This window comes from Corynebacterium sp. HMSC073H12 (genome assembly GCF_001837775.1).
In the GTDB taxonomy this organism is placed as follows: domain Bacteria; phylum Actinomycetota; class Actinomycetes; order Mycobacteriales; family Mycobacteriaceae; genus Corynebacterium; species Corynebacterium amycolatum.
In genome coordinates this window covers 86,416-88,181 of the sequence record NZ_KV834038.1, presented here as the reverse complement: position 1 = coordinate 88,181, position 1,766 = coordinate 86,416, and the positions used below count along the sequence as shown (strand labels likewise).

The following is a 1,766-nucleotide window of genomic DNA, read 5'->3' as shown; positions in this document are numbered from 1 at the left end:
ACGGGTTCAAATCCCGTACGGGGTACAAAGTTACTCCCCAGTCAGTCGGCTGGGGAGTTTTTGTTTTTTGGAATCGAGGCGGCTATGACCAGAGGTGACTATGACCAGTGAACGTTTCGCACGACTGAAGCTTCTCCTAGGGGAGGAGGGGCTGGAAACGTTGGCTGAATCTACCGTCATGGTTGTCGGACTCGGAGGCGTGGGGTCGAGTTGTGCCGAAGCTCTCGCGAGAGGTGGCGTGGGCAACCTCATCTTGATCGACGGCGACGTCGTGGAGCCGAGCAATCTCAACCGTCAGGCGCTGGCATTTGTCTCCACGATTGGTCGGGTCAAAGCCGAGGTTATGGAGGCGATGGTTGCCGATATCAACCCGGATTGTACGACCTATGCCCGCCAGATTTTTCTCACACGTGAAAACCTGTCAGAGACCTTCGAGAAGTTCCCGCGTCCGGATTACATCATCGACGCTATCGACGATGTCACCGGGAAAATTGAGATCGCGCAGTGGTGCGCGGAAAATCGCATCCACCTCATTTCCGCTATGGGCGGCGGAAATAAGCTCGACCCATCTCGGCTGACCTTCTCAAAAATCAATAAGACAAAGGTCTGTCCGCTGGCGAAGGTCGTCCGTCAGGTGTGTATCCGCCGACGCATTCGCGGTCTTGAAGTGCTGTACTCATCCGAAGAGCCTGTGCGCATTGCGGACAAGGGCAGCGGCACCAAAGCGGAAACCCTCGGTACCATGAGCTACATACCGCCAATCATGGGGCAGATGCTGGCCGGAAAGGTCATTCGCCGTCTGCTCGGGTTCGAGGAAACCCCGCTGGCCCCGCGAATCGGCGGTCCAGCCGACGATAGCCAGCCACCGACGGAAAAGTAATGCGGTTCATCGATACCCACTTTCACTACGACTTCCTGCCACAGGATTCGCGCGAGCGTTTTAAGGCTGATCTTGCACGGGAGGGTGTAGAGATTATCGCGCAGACGGTCCGGCCCTCCGGCTTTGTCGAGCTAGAGAGTGAAAGCTTGCCCATGGCCGCCGTGGGCTATCACCCGTGGTACATCGATGGCAACTATGAGCGAGAGCTCGAGATTTTTCGCGCGGCCCTCCCTCGCACTCGCTTCATCGGCGAGATTGGCTTGGACTTCGCGCCCCGCAGGCTTGACGACGTTCCCGCCGAGACCCAAATCCACGTCTTCACCAGCATCCTGGATACTGTCCGGAGCTCGAACCAGTCACATATCCTGTCCATTCACACGGTTCGGAGTGCTGGTGTGGTGCTTGACCTAATCGAACCACGTTTGGACACCAGCTCCAGCGTCGCACCAGGCGAGACCTTCGTGCCCATCTTTCACCGCTTCGGTGGCACTAGCGATGAACTGACGCGGCTGATCCGCGCCGGTGGTTATATCTCCGTCAACCCGCTCATGTTGCGGACAAAGCGCGGACGGGCCTATGTGTCGCAGGTGCCCGTCGATAGGCTCTTGCTGGAGACAGACCTTCCGCGCGAGCCTGGAAGCGGTGACGCGGTGGAAGCGGTCGCTGCAGAGGTAGTCGCTGCGTTGCGGGAAACTGTCGCCGAGGTTGCGGCCTTGCGAAGAATGGATGAAGCGGAGCTTGCAAACGAGCTGGCCAACAATGCGAAAACGCTAGGGATTTAATTCCTTAACCTACGGATTTGCAGTTACTATCCACGTCTAGTGTATTGTTTAACAAGTCCGCAGCGCGCGGATGAAAAGTTCTAAGCCCCGTTCGTCTAGCGGCC

Annotated in this window: 2 protein-coding genes; both read left to right on the top strand. The window is 57.5% G+C overall.

Going from position 1 to position 1,766, the window contains the following annotated elements; translation table 11 throughout:
- Positions 1-100: 100 nt before the first annotated feature.
- Positions 101-880, top strand: coding sequence for a tRNA threonylcarbamoyladenosine dehydratase (locus HMPREF2708_RS07120; RefSeq protein WP_049171606.1), 780 nt, complete (start codon positions 101-103; stop codon positions 878-880).
- Positions 880-1,662, top strand: coding sequence for a TatD family hydrolase (locus HMPREF2708_RS07115; RefSeq protein ID WP_070833672.1), 783 nt, complete (start codon positions 880-882; stop codon positions 1,660-1,662). The genes HMPREF2708_RS07120 and HMPREF2708_RS07115 overlap by 1 nt, the downstream gene beginning before the upstream one ends.
- The last annotated feature ends 104 nt before the right edge of the window (positions 1,663-1,766 follow it).